The organism is Bradyrhizobium sp. A11 (genome assembly GCF_042077125.1).
GTDB lineage: Bacteria > Pseudomonadota > Alphaproteobacteria > Rhizobiales > Xanthobacteraceae > Bradyrhizobium > Bradyrhizobium japonicum_B.
Window position 1 is genome coordinate 2,300,401 of record NZ_CP149509.1, and the last position, 14,360, is coordinate 2,314,760.

Genomic DNA, 14,360 nt, shown 5'->3' on the forward strand with positions numbered 1-14,360 from the left:
AACGTTGCGGCAGCGCAAACGCGCCTCTGGCCGGTCGCACTATTTGTCCGGCGACAAAGTCGGAACGGCGCATGTGGGATATCTGTCCGGCGGCTTGATGCGGAAGGCAGATGTCGGCGACGGACCTCGAACAAGAAGGCAGCGGCTGGGGAATCCTGGAAGATCTTCCCGGCGATCCCATGATCTGGGTGCTCATCTTCAGCGAGCTCGCCGCCTTCGGCCTGTTCCTGGGTGCCTTCGCCGTCGCTCGTGCGCTTCACCCGGCGGTCTTCGCGGCCGGTCAGGCCACGCTTGATGCGCATCTGGCGGGACTCAACACCATCGTGCTCGTGACCAGCGGCTGGGCTGCCGCACGGGCGACGGCTGCAGCACGCGCGGGCGACAGGGGACGTGCGCGCGGCTGGCTGTTCGGCGCCATGGCGCTCGGCGCGCTCTTCATCGCGGTCAAGCTGCTCGAATATGCCGGCGAGGTCGCCTCCGGAAACGGCCTGGAGACCAGCCCGTTCTTCACGCTGTACTTCCTCCTCACCGGATTCCATCTGCTGCATGTCGGCCTCGGCATCGTGATTCTCGCCGTGGTTTCCCGGGGTGCACGGGCGGCAAGCGTCGAGACCGGAACCGCGTTCTGGCACATGGTCGACCTGCTCTGGATCGTCATGTTTCCCATCATCTATCTGGTGCACCCGTGATTCCCGATCGTCTCGACCTGGCCTGGATCGTGTTGATCGGCCTCGCGCTCGCGACCCTTCTGGTTCCGGCGCTGGTGTCGCGACCCTTGTTCGCCAATGCCTTGCTGCTGACCTTCGCCGCCCTCAAGGGCCGCCGTGTCGTGCTTGACTTCCTCGACCTTCGCGCGGCACCGGCGCTCTGGCGCGGCCTCGTCAGTGCCTGGATCCTCATCGTGGTGCTGTTCGCGTGGCTCGCATCCGCCATCGTCGTTCTGATCTGACCCCCATGTCGCGCATCTTCGCGCTCGTTGCGCTTCGACAAAGATTGATCGGCGCCCTTCGGCAATAAATCGCATCACCGAATTCTGAGACTCAAACCGGAAAGGATTGGCAATGGCTGAACGCCTGACCAAGTCGGCCGCTCGAAATGTGTTCTACGGCGGCTCGGCCTTTTTCTTCGCCATTTTCATAGGGCTGACGGCACACAGCCACTACTACATCGCCACGACGTCCACGGACGCAACCACACTGACGTCGTCGGTCGCCCGCGGCAAGCATGTCTGGGAGAAGAACTCCTGCATCAACTGCCACACCCTGCTCGGCGAGGGCGCTTATTTCGCGCCTGAGGTCGGCAATGTCTGGGATCGCTGGGGCGGCAACGAGGACCCGGCCGCAGCGCGCGAGACGCTGAAGGCGTGGATGCAGTCGCAGCCCTCCGGTGCGCCCGGCCGGCGGCAGATGCCGCAGTTCAACCTCACCAACCAGGAGCTCGACGATCTCGCCGACTTCCTGGAATGGACCAGCAAGATCAAGCGGCAGGAATGGCCGCCGAACAAGGCCGGCTGAGCGCCTTCCTCTTTCAAGACAGAGAGAACCCGAGATGAAATATCAAACCCAGAAAGTCGCGATGCTGTATTTCTACGGCGCGCTGACCCTGTTCCTGGCCCAGGTCCTGTTCGGCCTTCTCGCCGGAACCATCTACGTCCTGCCCAACACGTTGTCGGCCCTCCTGCCGTTCAACATCGTCAGGATGATCCACACCAACGCGCTGATCGTCTGGTCGCTGATCGGCTTCATGGGCGCGACCTACTTCCTGCTCCCGGAAGAGACCGAGACCGAGCTCTACAGCCCGCTGCTGGCGAAGATCCAGTTCTGGATGTTCTTCGGCGCGGCCGGCGTCGCCGTGGTCGGCTATCTCTTCCACTATCACGAGGGCCGCGAGTTCCTCGAGCAGCCCTTCATCCTCAAGGTCGGCATCGTCGTCGTCTGCCTGATGTTCCTGTTCAACGTCACGATGACGGCGCTGAAGGGCCGCAAGACCACGATCACCAACATCCTGCTGTTTGGCCTGTGGGGTGTCGCGATCTTCTTCCTGTTCGCCTTCTACAATCCGGTGAACCTTGCCGTCGACAAGATGTACTGGTGGTACGTCGTCCATCTCTGGGTCGAAGGCGTCTGGGAGCTGATCATGGCCTCCGTGCTCGCCTATCTCATGATCAAGCTCAACGGCATCGATCGTGAGGTCGTCGAGAAGTGGCTCTACGTCATCATCGGTCTTGCCCTGTTCTCGGGCATCCTCGGCACCGGCCACCACTTCTACTGGATCGGCGCACCCGGCTACTGGCAGTGGATCGGTTCGCTGTTCTCCACGCTCGAAGTTGCGCCGTTCTTCACCATGGTGATCTTCACGGTGCAGATGACCTGGAAGGCCGGCCGCAAGCATCCGAACCGCGCCGCGCTGCTGTGGTCGGTCGGCTGCTCGGTGATGGCGTTCCTCGGCGCCGGCGTGTGGGGCTTCCTGCACACCCTGTCCTCGGTGAACTACTACACTCACGGCACGCAGGTCACTGCCGCACATGGCCATCTCGCCTTCTTCGGCGCCTATGTGATGCTGAACCTGTCGGTGATGGCCTATGCGATCCCGCAGCTGAAGGGACGTGCGCCCTATAACCAGTGGCTGTCCATGACGAGCTTCTGGATCATGTGCACGGCCATGATGGTGATGACCTTCGCGCTGACCTTCGCCGGCGTGGTCCAGGTCCATCTCCAGCGCGTGCTCGGCCAGGGCTACATGGACGTGCAGGACCAGCTCGCGATGTTCTACTGGGTCCGTCTCGGCTCCGGTGTGTTCGTGGCAATCTCCGCGCTGATGTTCGTCTGGGCCGTACTGGTGCCGAGCCGCGAGAAGCAGGCGGTCATTCCCGCCGCGCTGCAGCCGGCTGAGTAAACGCAAAAGGCGGCCGCGGTTCGTCGCGGCCGCCCTCTCTTTGTGAATTCCGGAGGAAGATCATGAACGCAGCACTTCTCGCCGTGGCAGCACCTCGACCCGAGCTGCCGGCCTATGTCGCGAGCGGCAACGAATGCGCGCTGTTCGAACACGCCTGGCGCCATCAGCTCCCTGTTCTTCTGAAGGGGCCGACCGGCTGCGGCAAGACACGCTTCGTCGCGCATATGGCAGCGCGGCTGGGGCTGCCGCTTCACACCGTTGCCTGTCATGACGATCTGACCGCCGCCGATCTCACCGGCCGCCATCTGCTCAGGGGCGGCGACACCGTGTGGACCGACGGTCCGCTGACGCGTGCCGTGCGCGATGGCGGCATCTGCTATCTCGACGAGGTCGTGGAGGCCCGCAAGGACGTCACCGTCGTGCTGCATCCTCTGACCGACGATCGCCGCATCCTGCCGCTGGAACGCACCGGCGAGGAGCTGGTGGCGCCGCGCAGCTTCATGCTCGTCGTCTCCTACAATCCCGGCTACCAGACGCTGCTGAAGGCGCTGAAGCCCTCGACGCGGCAGCGCTTCGTCGCCATCGAATTCGATTTCCTGCCGCCGGAGCAGGAGATCGGCGTTGTCTCCGCCGAAAGCGGGTTGTCGCCGGAGCAGGTGCGGCCGCTGGTGGGGCTGGCTGGCCGGCTGCGTGCGCTCAAGGGGCACGATCTGGAGGAGGGCGTCTCGACCCGGCTCGTGGTCTATTGCGCCACCCTGATCGCCGCGGGCACGGCGGTCGCCGATGCCGTGCTGGCCGGCATGATCGAGCCGCTCACCGATGACCCCGACGTCAAGGCGGCGCTGCTGGATGTCGCACGCGCCGTCATCGGGTGAGGCCGCACCGATGCTCGACTTCCTCGAACTGGAGGAGACTGTCGGCCGCGCCTGGCACAGGATGGTCGGCGGCACCGCGAGCTATCCGGTTCACGACGAACACGCCGTCGCGCTGAACGAGGTGAGGGGGCGGCTCGCGGTGATGTTCCGCGCGCTCGGCGGCGAGACCGGGGTGCAGATTGCAAGCGCAGGCGCGCGAAGATCGGGGCACCGCCTCGGCTGGCGGCAACGCATCGGCCTCGGAGACGAGCGGCTCGAGCAGCCGGGCCGCGACGCGGCGACCATCTTCCTTCCCGATCGCATCTCGATCTTTCCCGACCGCGCGTTGAACGCGGCGCTCTATCGCTGGCTTGCGGCGTGGTTCGCCGCCGCGCCGATCGACACGATCACGGAAGCCGATCCGCTGCGGCGGGATCTGCTGATGTTGCGCCGGGCAAGCGAGACGGCGGTCTGGGTGCTCACGCAATTCCCAGGGCTCGTCGCCGACTACGCGAAGCTCGCCGCAGCCACCGCCGAAGCCCGGCCCCGCCGTCCCCTCCCGCGGATCGAGCAGGAGGTCGAGCAGATCGTGCTGGCCCTGCTCGGAACCGGCAAGGCGCCTGCAGGCAAGCTGTGGCCGGCGATGATGGGCATCGGCCCGCTGCCGGACAAGGCGCCGCCGGGCTATCGATCGATCCTGCCGTGCCCGCTCTGGGGGGATTGCTGGACGCGCGAGCTCTCGCCCGCACATGCCGGCGAGGACGAATGCGCACCGGGCGCGGAAGCCGCGGCCGAGAACGATCGCAAACGCTTTGCCGTCCGCGAGCGCGAGGACAATGCCAACCGGCGCGATCCTTTCGTGCTCAACCGCTTCGAGAAGATCCTGGCGATGGCCGAGATGGTCAATGTCGACCGTCCGGCCGACGACAGCGAGGACGAGGATGCGCAGAAGGCGGCCGACGATCTCGAGGAGATCACGCTCAGTCGCCGCACCGGCAAGCCGGCGAGCCGGTTCAAGTTCGATCTCGACCTGCCGCCGGAAGCCCTCGATGCCTCGAAGCTGAATGCGGACCTCACCTATCCCGAATGGAACTATCGCAGCGACTCCTATCTGCCTGACCATTGCCGCGTGCTCGCAGGCGCGGCCTCCGAGCAGGGTGAGAGCTGGACGCCTGACGATGCCATGCGCCGGCACATCCGTCAGGTGCGCCGTCGCTTCGAGGTGCTGCGGCCGCGCCACGAATTGATGCGCGCACAGGCCGACGGACACGACCTCGATCTCGACGCGCTGGTGCGGGCGCAATGCGACCTGCGTGCCGGCAGTGGCGGCAGCGGTCTCGATCGCATCCATGTCGCAATGCGTCCGCAAGGGCACGATCTCGCCGTCACGCTGCTGGTCGACGTCTCGCTGTCCACCGACGCCTGGGTCGACGGCTACCGCGTGCTCGACGTCGAGAAAGAGGCGCTGTTGGTGCTCGCCCACGGTCTCTCGGCCTGCGGCGACCACCACAGCATCCTGACCTTCACCTCGCGCCGGCGCTCCTGGGTGCGGCTCGAAACGGTCAAGGCGTTCGGCGAGGCGATGAGCGCGACGGTGGAGCGTCGTATCGGCGCGCTGAAGCCCGGCTATTACACGCGGATCGGCACTGCGGTGCGCCATGCCGCGGCCGAGCTCGTGCGCCAGCCGCAACGCAAGAAGCTGCTGATCGTCCTCACCGACGGCAAGCCGAACGACGTCGATCACTACGAGGGTCGCTTCGCGGTCGAGGACACCCGCAAGTCGGTGCAAGAGGCGCGCCGGCTAGGCATCGCCGCCTTCGGTGTCACGGTGGACGCCACCGCGCAATCCTACTTCCCGACCCTGTTCGGCCGCGGCGGCTACGCCATCGTCGGCAACATCAAGCGGCTGCCCGCGGCGCTAACGGCGATCTACCGGCAGGTCGCGCATTGACAGGAACCCCCCGGCGCCCGTTTTCCTGTGAGCTATTGCTCACATTGTGGGCATATGATCGAATGGCCGGATGGAGCAGGACCGGCCGAGACCCGAACTGATCATCTTTGATTGCGACGGCGTGCTCGTCGACAGCGAGCTATTGAGCTGCCGGTGCCTGTCCGAGGTGCTGGCCGAATTCGATATCGCGCTCAGCCAGCAGCAGGCGCTCGAGCTCTTTCTCGGCCGCAGCACCAGGGCGATCGAGCAGCATTATCGTGGCCTCGGCCAGATCGTGCCGGAGGGCTTTCTGCCGCGCCTGAAGTCGCAAGTGATGTCGACTTTTGCAGCTTCTCTTCAGCCGATCCCCGGCATTGCCGGCGTGATGTCCGACTTGTCCGTGCCGTTTTGCGTCGCCTCGTCCAGCGATCTCGACCGCGTCGCGCTCTCCCTCGATGTCACCGGCCTGCGGGCGCATTTCGGCGAGCGGATCTACACCGCGCAAATGGTCAGGCATGGCAAGCCGGCGCCGGATCTCTTCCTGCTCGCGGCGGAGAAGATGGGGGCGCGGCCTGCACGCACGCTGGTGATCGAGGACAGCGTCAGCGGCGTTGCGGCGGGCAAGGCGGCCGGCATGACGGTCTGGGGATTTGTCGGCGGCAGCCATTACCGCGGCCGCGACGGGCAGGCTATATTGTCCGGTGCGGGGGCCGACCGGGTCTTCGCGCGCATGAGCGATTTCTGGGAGGCGTGAGGCCCGCATGGCCGCCGACAACGACAAGTCGCGATTAGACGATGCCGCGCGGGCCGGCTGGCTTTACTTCATCGCCGGTCACACCCAGGACGAGATCGCAAAGATGCTGCAGGTCTCGCGCGCCTCGGCGCAGCGGCTGGTGTCGCTGTGCCTCGCCGAACGCCTCATCACCTTCCGGCTCGAACACCCCATCGCCGCCTGCATGGAGCTTGCTGCGCGTCTGAAGCAGCGGTTCGACCTCGTCTATTGTGAGGTGGTACCGGCCGATCCGGCTGCTCCCCAGGCCACCGCAGGCATCGCGGAGCGCTGCGCCAATCTGCTTGATGCGACGCTGCGGTCGGAGACGCCCGTGATCGTGGCGCTCGGCACCGGCCGTGCCGTTCGCGCCGCGGTCGAGCGCGTTACGCCGATCGACCGGCCCAATCACCAGATCGTCTCGTTGGTCGGCAACATCTCCGCCGACGGTTCGGCGAGCTTCTACGACACCGTCGGCCGGCTCGCCGACCGCACCGGGGCGCGGCACTATCCGATGCCGCTGCCGTTCCTGATGTCGTCGGAGGACGAGCGCAACAAGATGGTCCGCATCGAGCCGATCGCCAAGGTGAAGGCTGTCGCGGCCAAGGCGGATTTGCGCCTCGTCGGCATCGGCCAGATGGACCAGAAGGCGCAGGTTCACGTCGACGGCTTCGTCACCCGCGACGAATTGTTCGAAATGATGCGGCTCGGCGCCATCGGCGAGATCACCGGCTGGGCCTATGATTCCAAGGGACGTCTGCTCAAGGCCGGCACCAACAAGCGCCTCACCAGCATCCCGCCGGAAGTGCCGGCGAAGACCACAACGATCGGCGCCGCGGTGGGCGCGGCCAAGGTCGCAGCCATCGCGGCCGCCCTGAACGGGGGGCTGATCAACGGCCTGATCACCGACGAGACGACGGCACGTGCTATTCTGGAGCGATAGGCCGGCGGGCTAGCTTCTCGCGCCGCTGTCATCGTCCGCGGAGGCGGACGATCCAGTACGCCGCGGCCTCTCTTAGGGCAAACCCACTTACGACACGGAGTACTGGATGCCCGGCCTTCGCGGGGCATGACACCGAGGTTTGGGCCGGCCCTCCTGCACTGCAGCACTCATAAGTTGCGCAAAACGCCGGCGCGCCTGCTTGACAAGGCTCCTCCTATGAGCTGAACATACACCCAACGCGTGGGCATATGCTCAAACGCGATTGAGGGGAGGTCACCGTGAAGCTCATCCTGGGCGCCGTCTGCGGCGCATCTGCACTTTTGCTGGCCATTCCCGCGATGGCCGAGACGACCCTGACGATCGCCACCGTCAACAACGGTGACATGATCCGCATGCAGGGGCTGACGAGCGAGTTCACCAAGAAGAATCCCGACATCACCGTGAAATGGGTGACGCTGGAGGAGAACGTGCTGCGCCAGCGCGTCACCACCGACATAGCCACCAAGGGCGGTCAATTCGACGTGCTCACCATCGGCACCTACGAGGTGCCGATCTGGGCCAAGAAGGGCTGGCTGGTGCCGCTCGCCAATCTCGGCGGCGATTACGACGTCGCCGACCTCCTGCCCAAGATCAAGGACGCGGTCTCGGTCGACGGCAAGCTCTACGCCGCGCCATTCTATGGCGAGAGCTCGATGGTGATGTATCGCACCGATCTGTTCGAGAAGGCCGGCCTGAAGATGCCGGAAAAGCCGACCTGGGATTTCGTGGTCGATGCCGCCAGGAAGCTCACCGACAAGGGTGCAGGCACCTACGGCATCTGCCTCCGCGGCAAGGCCGGCTGGGGCGAGAACATGGCGTTCCTCTCGGCGATGGCCAATTCCTACGGTGCGCGCTGGTTCGACGAGAAGTGGCAGCCGCAGTTCAACACGCCGGAATGGAAGACGACGCTGACGACCTACGTCAATCTCATGAAGGACGCCGGCCCGCCCGGCGCGAGCTCCAACGGCTTCAACGAGAATCTGGCGCTGTTCAACGCCGGCAAGTGCGCGATGTGGATCGACGCCACGGTCGCGGCATCCTTCGTCACCAACCCGAAGGACTCCAAGGTCGCCGACAAGGTCGGTTTCGCGCTGGCGCCCAACACCGGCCTCGGCAAGAACGCCAACTGGCTGTGGGCCTGGAATCTCGCGATCCCCGCCGGCTCCAAGAAGACGGAGGCTGCCGAGAAGTTCATCGCCTGGGCGACCAGCAAGGATTACACCAAGCTCGTCGCCTCGAAGGACGGCTGGGCCAATGTGCCGCCGGGCACGCGCACCTCGCTCTACCAGAACCCCGACTATCTGAAGGTCGCCCCGTTCGCCAAGCTGACGCTGGCCTCGATCGACGCGGCCGATCCGAACAAGCCGACGGTGAAGCCGGTGCCTTATGTCGGGGTGCAATACGCCGCGATTCCCGAATTCCAGGGCATTGGCACCCAGGTCGGCCAGCAATTCTCCGCCGCGCTTGCGGGCTCGATGACGGTCGATGCCGCGTTGACTGCGGCGCAATCGGCGACCGAGCGCGAGATGAAGCGCGCCGGTTACATCAAGTGAACCCGAGCTCGACCTCCTGAGCTCAGACTTGCGGCCATCCCGCCGATCCCCGGATGGATGGCCGCCTTCTTCCCGAGGTTTCATTCTGACGCGTTATCTTCCCGCGAACCGGTCTCCACTTCGCTCGAAAATGCTCTAAAGGAGAAGTCAGGCATGGCAACCCGGCAGACGCAGCTCCTTGCGCGCTCGCTCCTGACGCCTGCGGTCGGGCTGCTCTTCATCTGGATGATCGTTCCGCTGGCGCTGACGATCTACTTCTCGACCCTGCATTACAGCCTGCTCGATCCCGGCTCCGAGTCGTTCGTGGGCCTGGAGAACTTCCGCTACTTCCTCACCGATCCCGCCTTCCTGGCCTCGCTTCGGAACACGCTGGTGCTGGTCGGCTCCGTGCTCGCGCTGACGATCCTGCTCGGCATTCCGCTCGCGCTGTTGATGGACCAGCCGGTGATCGGGCGCAATGTCGTGCGGCTGATGGTGATCGCGCCATTCTTCGTGATGCCGACGGTCAGCGCGCTGGTCTGGAAGAACCTGTTGATGCATCCGGTGTCCGGCCTGTTCGCCTGGCTCGCCTCGTTGTTCGGCCTGACGCCGATCGACTGGTTCAACGACGTGCCGCTGTTTGCGGTGATCCTGATCGTGACCTGGCAATGGCTGCCGTTCGCGACGCTGATCCTGCTCACCGCGCTGCAATCGCTCGACGAAGAGCAGAAGGAGGCGGCCGAAATGGACGGCGCCCGCGCGGTATCGACCTTCATCTACATCACGCTGCCGCATCTGGCGCGTCCCATCACGGTGGTGATCCTGATCGAGACCATCTTCCTGCTGACGGTGTTCGCCGAGATCTTCGTCACGACAGGGGGAGGGCCGGGCCTGCAAACCACCAACATCGCCTTCCTGATCTATTCGCAGGCGCTGATCCAGTTCGACGTCGGCACCGCCTCGGCGGGCGGCCTCGTCGCCGTGGTGATCGCCAACGTCGTCGCCTTCTTCCTCGTCCGCATCGTCGGCCGCAATCTGGAGGCTTGAAGCATGGCGCGGATGGCGACGACGCGACGGGTGGTGGTCTCGACGATCGGAGCCTGGTTCTTCGGCTTCCTGATCTTCTTCCCGATCCTGTGGATGATGCTGACGAGCTTCAAGACCGAGCTCGAGGCCTTTGCCATACCGCCGTCCTTCCTGCTCTTCCACTGGACCACGGAGAACTATGCCACCGTGCAGGAGCGCAGCGACTATTTCCACCACGCGATGAACTCGATCGTCATCGCCGGCGGCTCGACGCTCATCGCTCTCTTGATCGCCATTCCCGCGGCCTGGTCGATGGCGTTCTCGCCGACCAAGCGCACCAAGGACATCCTGCTCTGGATGCTCTCGACCAAGATGATGCCGCCGGTCGGCGTCTTGGTGCCGATCTACCTGATCTACAAGTCGTTCGGTCTGCTGGATTCTCGCATCGGCCTCGTCTTCATCCTGTGCCTCGGCAACCTGCCGATCGTCATCTGGATGCTGTTCACCTACTTCAAGGAGATCCCGCGCGACATTCTCGAAGCCGCACGCATGGACGGCGCCACCATCGGCCGCGAGCTGGTCTACGTGCTGACGCCGATGGCGATCCCGGGGCTGGCGTCCACGATGCTGCTGAACCTGATCCTGGCCTGGAACGAGGCGTTCTGGACGCTCAATTTGTCGACCTCGAACGCGGCGCCCCTGACCACGTTCATCGCCTCCTATTCGAGCCCGGAAGGGCTGTTCTGGGCAAAGCTGTCGGCGGCCTCGACGATGGCGATCGCGCCCATTCTCGTCCTCGGTTGGTTCAGCCAGAAGCAGCTCGTGCGCGGGCTCACCTTCGGCGCGGTGAAGTAGAGGGGCTGCCGGATCATGGGTCAGATCACACTTCAAGGCGTGCAGAAATCGTTCGGCCCCGTGCACATCATCAAGGGCGCCGACCTCGACATCGCCGATGGCTCCTTCGTGGTCTTCGTCGGTCCGTCCGGCTGCGGCAAGACCACCTTGCTGCGGCTGATTGCCGGGCTCGAAGACGTCTCCGGCGGCAGGATCCTGATCGACGGCAAGAACGTCGTCGACACGCCGCCCGCCAAGCGCGGACTGTCGATGGTGTTTCAGTCCTACGCGCTCTATCCGCATATGAGCGTGCGCGGCAATATCGGCTTCGGCCTGAAGATGGCGGGGCTGCCGAAGGACGAGATCAACCGCAAGGTCGAGGCCGCCGCCGCCACGCTGAACCTCACGCCCTATCTCGACCGCAAGCCGCGCGAGCTCTCCGGGGGGCAGCGCCAGCGCGTCGCGATCGGCCGCGCCATCGTGCGCGAGCCCAAGGCCTTCCTGTTCGACGAGCCGCTCTCCAACCTCGATGCCGCGCTGCGCGTGCAGATGCGCATCGAGGTGACCAGGCTGCAGAAGCAGCTCGGAACCACCGCGATCTATGTCACCCACGACCAGGTCGAGGCCATGACCATGGCCGACAAGATCGTCGTGCTCAACGGCGGCAAGATCGAGCAATATGGCTCGCCGCTGGAGCTCTACGAGCGGCCGGCCAATCTCTTCGTCGCCGGCTTCATCGGCTCGCCCAGGATGAATTTCGTCACCGGCGAGCTCGCTGCGCAGCAGGGCGCGACCACGATCGGCGTGCGGCCGGAGCACCTCAAGATCGATCGCGACGGCGTCGGCGGCTGGCTGGGCACGATCGCGGTCGCCGAGCATCTCGGCAGCGACACCTTTCTTTATGTCGATGCCGGTGCGCTTGGCATGCTGACGGCGCGCTATGTCGGGGAATTGAGCCTGCACGCCGGCGACCGCGTCTCGCTGTTGCCGGACCCTGCGCGCATCCACCGCTTCGACGAGGCCGGCAACGCGCTTCAAGGCTGACAAGAAACGTCAAGACAACGGAAACACCGCCATGTACCTGGAAAAATTCAAGCTGAACGGCAAGACCGCGTTCATCACCGGCGGCGGGCAGGGCATCGGCCTTGGCTGCGCGGAAGCGCTGGCTGAAGCCGGCGCCAGGGTGATCATCGGCGACCGCGACGGCAAGGTCGCCGACAGCGCCAAGGCCAGCCTGAAGGCAAAGGGCTTCGACATCGAGACCGCAATCATGGACGTGACCGATACCAAGCGCGTGGCAGAGGTCGCGAACGACCTCGTCGCCCGCCACGGCAAGGTCGACATTCTCGTCAACAATGCCGGCATCGCCCGCAGCGAAACGCCGGCCGAAACCGTCACCGACGAGCACTGGCTCAATGTCATCGACGTCAATCTCAACGGCACGTTCTGGTGCTGCCGCGAATTCGGCAAGCACATGCTGAAGGCGAAAAGCGGCTCGATCGTCAACGTCGGCTCGATGTCCGGCTTCATCGTCAACAAGCCGCAAGAGCAGTGCTTCTACAACGCCTCGAAGGCTGCCGTGCATCACCTGACCAAATCGCTGGCCGCCGAATGGGGCGCGCGCGGCATCCGCGTCAATGCAGTGGCGCCGACCTATATCGAGACGCCGCTCAATGCCTTCGTGAAGAGCAATGCCAGGATGTACGACGCCTGGATCGGTGGAACTCCAATGGCGCGGATGGGACAGGTCGAGGAGATCGCCTCCGTCGTGCTGTTCCTCTCCTCGGAAGCCGCGAGCCTGATGACCGGCAGCATCGTGCTGGTGGATGGCGGCTACACTTGCTGGTAGGCTCACCGTCAAAACGACGGAAAGCGACCGGGAGCGACAATGCCGCGAGCGTATATCGGCGTCGACGTAGGGACAACCAGCACGCGGGCAGGGGTGTTTGACGAGGCCGGAAACCTGCTTGCGACCGCGCGGCATCCGATCCGAATCTGGCACGAGGCCGGCGACATCGTTGAGCAGTCGTCTCAGGACATCTGGGAGGCCTGCACGACGTCGGTGCGAGCGGCGATGGCGCAAGCGAGCATTGCGCCCGACAGCATCGGGGGCATCGGCTTTGACGCCACATGTTCGCTGGTTGTCCTCGACAGACAAGGCGAGCCGCTCACCGTCAGCGCGTCCGGCGAGGCGCAGCGCAATGTCATCGTCTGGATGGATCATCGTGCCATTGCCGAGGCACGGCTGATCAACGAAACCGAAGATGCCGTGCTTCGCTATGTCGGCGGCTCGATCTCGCCGGAGATGGAGATGCCGAAGCTGCTATGGTTGAAGCGGCACCTTCGTGGCAGCTTCGACGCAGCCGGCCACTTCTTCGATCTGGCGGATTATCTGACCTGGCGCGCGACCGGCTCGCTGCAGCGCTCGACCTGCACCGTCACCTGCAAGTGGAATTATCTGGCCCATGACGGCGGCGGCTGGAGTGCGCAATTCTTCAAGCGCATCGGCCTGTCGGACTTCGTGAACGAGAGATACGCCCGCATCGGCACCGAGATCGTCGCCCCCGGTACGCGGCTCGGCACTGGTCTCACCCGCACGGCCGCGGTCGAGCTCGGCCTGTCGCCGGGCACACCGGTCGGCGCCTCGTTGATTGATGCCCATGCCGGCGGCATCGGCGCAATCGGCGGCCGCGACGGCTCGGGCGGGGACAGCGATGTCTGCGACCGGCTCGCCTACATCATGGGGACGTCGGCCTGCATCATGGCGACGACCAAGGAGCCGTGCTTCGTGCCGGGGGTGTGGGGACCCTATTACTCCGGCATGGTCCCGGACTTCTGGCTCAACGAGGGCGGTCAGTCTGCCGCGGGCGCGGCGATCGACCATCTCCTCAAGTCGCATCCGGGCCATGCCGAGGCCAGCGCGGCGGCGCGCGGCGAGGGGCTCGATCTCATCGACTTCCTCGAGCGCCGGATCATCGCGCGTGCCGGCGACGCCAGCCGCGCCGCGCTGCTCGCCCGCGACATCCATGTCCTTCCCGAGTTCATCGGCAACCGCTCGCCCCACGCCGATCCGGATACGCGCGCTTTGATCGCGGGCCTCGATCTCGACACCGACATCGCCTCGATGGAGCGGCTGTTCGTCGCCGGCCTGTGCGGGCTGGCCTATGGGCTCGCCGAGGTGATCGAGGCCTTTGCCGCGCATGGTGTGCGCGCCAGCATGATGATCATGGGCGGCGGCGCCAGCCGCAGCCCGCTGGTGCGGCAGATCATGGCCGACACGACGGGGCTCACCGTCGCGCTGCCGCAGACGAAGGAGCCGGTGCTGCTCGGTGCCGCGATGCTGGGGGCGGTTGCCGGCGGGGCGTATGCGTCGATCGGCGAGACCATGGCCAGGATGTCGGCGCTGGGACGGAAGAGCGAGCCGACAGCGCCCGACATGGCGGCGTTTCACACTCGCAAGCGCGAGGTCTACAAGTTGCTGCGCGAGGTCGATCGCGGCAGCCGCGCGGCGATGAGCGGCATCGCGAGAGGTTGAAGG

Annotated in this window: 14 protein-coding genes; all 14 read left to right on the plus strand. The window is 65.2% G+C overall.

Going from position 1 to position 14,360, the window contains the following annotated elements:
* Positions 1 to 110: 110 nt before the first annotated feature.
* The 14 genes from WI560_RS10570 (at position 111) to WI560_RS10635 (ending at position 14,357) form a co-directional block, all read left to right on the plus strand.
* Positions 111 to 689 (plus strand): cytochrome c oxidase subunit 3 family protein, encoded by a 579-nt coding sequence (locus WI560_RS10570; protein WP_375307942.1) that lies wholly within the window; start codon positions 111 to 113, stop codon positions 687 to 689.
* Entirely contained in the window at positions 689 to 949 is a 261-nt protein-coding gene (locus WI560_RS10575) for a cytochrome C oxidase subunit IV family protein (protein ID WP_028135518.1), read from the plus strand. The genes WI560_RS10570 and WI560_RS10575 overlap by 1 nt, the downstream gene beginning before the upstream one ends.
* Before the next feature lie 112 nt (positions 950 to 1,061).
* Complete coding sequence (locus WI560_RS10580; RefSeq protein ID WP_028135519.1) at positions 1,062 to 1,514, plus strand: cytochrome c; 453 nt, start codon at positions 1,062 to 1,064, stop codon at positions 1,512 to 1,514.
* Positions 1,515 to 1,548: 34 nt separating this feature from the next.
* On the plus strand, positions 1,549 to 2,895 hold the full coding sequence (locus WI560_RS10585; protein ID WP_375307943.1) for a cbb3-type cytochrome c oxidase subunit I: 1,347 nt from the start codon (positions 1,549 to 1,551) through the stop codon (positions 2,893 to 2,895).
* A gap of 62 nt (positions 2,896 to 2,957) precedes the next feature.
* Positions 2,958 to 3,770, plus strand: coding sequence for a CbbQ/NirQ/NorQ/GpvN family protein (locus tag WI560_RS10590; protein WP_257177629.1), 813 nt, complete (start codon positions 2,958 to 2,960; stop codon positions 3,768 to 3,770).
* A 10-nt stretch (positions 3,771 to 3,780) separates the two neighbouring features.
* The gene (locus WI560_RS10595; protein WP_375308812.1) at positions 3,781 to 5,700 is read left to right on the plus strand and encodes a nitric oxide reductase activation protein NorD; all 1,920 of its coding nucleotides are present in this window, start codon (positions 3,781 to 3,783) and stop codon (positions 5,698 to 5,700) included.
* 70 nt (positions 5,701 to 5,770) lie between these two features.
* Entirely contained in the window at positions 5,771 to 6,433 is a 663-nt protein-coding gene (locus WI560_RS10600) for an HAD family hydrolase (RefSeq protein WP_375307944.1), read from the plus strand.
* 7 nt (positions 6,434 to 6,440) lie between these two features.
* The gene (locus WI560_RS10605) at positions 6,441 to 7,391 is read left to right on the plus strand and encodes a sugar-binding transcriptional regulator (RefSeq protein ID WP_375307945.1); all 951 of its coding nucleotides are present in this window, start codon (positions 6,441 to 6,443) and stop codon (positions 7,389 to 7,391) included.
* Positions 7,392 to 7,669: 278 nt separating this feature from the next.
* Positions 7,670 to 8,983 carry an ABC transporter substrate-binding protein gene (locus WI560_RS10610; protein ID WP_375307946.1) on the plus strand — a complete coding sequence of 438 codons (1,314 nt, stop codon included), beginning with the start codon at positions 7,670 to 7,672 and terminating at the stop codon, positions 8,981 to 8,983.
* Between the two features lie 153 nt (positions 8,984 to 9,136).
* The gene (locus tag WI560_RS10615) at positions 9,137 to 10,009 is read left to right on the plus strand and encodes a carbohydrate ABC transporter permease (protein ID WP_375307947.1); all 873 of its coding nucleotides are present in this window, start codon (positions 9,137 to 9,139) and stop codon (positions 10,007 to 10,009) included.
* A gap of 3 nt (positions 10,010 to 10,012) precedes the next feature.
* The gene (locus WI560_RS10620) at positions 10,013 to 10,843 is read left to right on the plus strand and encodes a carbohydrate ABC transporter permease (protein ID WP_375307948.1); all 831 of its coding nucleotides are present in this window, start codon (positions 10,013 to 10,015) and stop codon (positions 10,841 to 10,843) included.
* Between the two features lie 15 nt (positions 10,844 to 10,858).
* Positions 10,859 to 11,866 carry an ABC transporter ATP-binding protein gene (locus WI560_RS10625; RefSeq protein ID WP_375307949.1) on the plus strand — a complete coding sequence of 336 codons (1,008 nt, stop codon included), beginning with the start codon at positions 10,859 to 10,861 and terminating at the stop codon, positions 11,864 to 11,866.
* 31 nt (positions 11,867 to 11,897) lie between these two features.
* The gene (locus WI560_RS10630) at positions 11,898 to 12,671 is read left to right on the plus strand and encodes an SDR family NAD(P)-dependent oxidoreductase (protein WP_375307950.1); all 774 of its coding nucleotides are present in this window, start codon (positions 11,898 to 11,900) and stop codon (positions 12,669 to 12,671) included.
* 39 nt (positions 12,672 to 12,710) lie between these two features.
* Complete coding sequence (locus WI560_RS10635; RefSeq protein WP_375307951.1) at positions 12,711 to 14,357, plus strand: FGGY-family carbohydrate kinase; 1,647 nt, start codon at positions 12,711 to 12,713, stop codon at positions 14,355 to 14,357.
* Positions 14,358 to 14,360: the final 3 nt, after the last annotated feature.

Bases quoted from the DNA above. Each gene is read 5' to 3' on its own strand.
- WI560_RS10620 (WP_375307948.1), top strand. From the start codon at position 10,013: ATGGCGCGGATGGCGACGACGCGACGGGTGGTGGTCTCGACGATCGGA.
- WI560_RS10630 (WP_375307950.1), top strand. From the start codon at position 11,898: ATGTACCTGGAAAAATTCAAGCTGAACGGCAAGACCGCGTTCATCACC.
- WI560_RS10595 (WP_375308812.1), top strand. From the start codon at position 3,781: ATGCTCGACTTCCTCGAACTGGAGGAGACTGTCGGCCGCGCCTGGCAC.
- WI560_RS10570 (WP_375307942.1), top strand. From the start codon at position 111: ATGTCGGCGACGGACCTCGAACAAGAAGGCAGCGGCTGGGGAATCCTG.
- WI560_RS10580 (WP_028135519.1), top strand. From the start codon at position 1,062: ATGGCTGAACGCCTGACCAAGTCGGCCGCTCGAAATGTGTTCTACGGC.
- WI560_RS10605 (WP_375307945.1), top strand. From the start codon at position 6,441: ATGGCCGCCGACAACGACAAGTCGCGATTAGACGATGCCGCGCGGGCC.
- WI560_RS10590 (WP_257177629.1), top strand. From the start codon at position 2,958: ATGAACGCAGCACTTCTCGCCGTGGCAGCACCTCGACCCGAGCTGCCG.
- WI560_RS10635 (WP_375307951.1), top strand. From the start codon at position 12,711: ATGCCGCGAGCGTATATCGGCGTCGACGTAGGGACAACCAGCACGCGG.
- WI560_RS10585 (WP_375307943.1), top strand. From the start codon at position 1,549: ATGAAATATCAAACCCAGAAAGTCGCGATGCTGTATTTCTACGGCGCG.
- WI560_RS10625 (WP_375307949.1), top strand. From the start codon at position 10,859: ATGGGTCAGATCACACTTCAAGGCGTGCAGAAATCGTTCGGCCCCGTG.
- WI560_RS10600 (WP_375307944.1), top strand. From the start codon at position 5,771: ATGGAGCAGGACCGGCCGAGACCCGAACTGATCATCTTTGATTGCGAC.
- WI560_RS10615 (WP_375307947.1), top strand. From the start codon at position 9,137: ATGGCAACCCGGCAGACGCAGCTCCTTGCGCGCTCGCTCCTGACGCCT.